Here is a 229-nt window from a genome sequence, read left to right as displayed (position 1 = left end):
CAAAAATACGTATCGAACATTGATGACCCGTGGGATGAAAGGCTGCTACCTATACTGTACAGATCAGGAGACCGCGCAATACTTCACTAGCAGGCTTGCCGAGTACAGTAACGACTGACGGCCCAGCAGATCGGGGGTCATTATTCGGAGTTCAGCCTCACGAAAAAACCGTAGGCTGAACCACAAAAAAAGCCGGTCAAATGCCGTGCAAAAACCACCAAAAAGTGGG

General features: G+C 49.3%; 1 protein-coding gene. It reads left to right on the top strand.

What is annotated here, in order from left to right:
• A partial coding sequence (locus KMS84_RS43420; protein ID WP_368860727.1) for a DNA/RNA helicase domain-containing protein occupies positions 1-118 on the top strand: 118 nt, incomplete at its 5' end.
• Between the last annotated feature and the right edge of the window lie 111 nt (positions 119-229).

It is taken from the genome of Streptomyces hilarionis, from assembly GCF_024539675.1.
Lineage (GTDB): Bacteria > Actinomycetota > Actinomycetes > Streptomycetales > Streptomycetaceae > Streptomyces > Streptomyces hilarionis.
The sequence above is the reverse complement of the archived record's forward strand: the minus strand, read 5'-3'. Positions and strand labels throughout refer to the sequence as shown.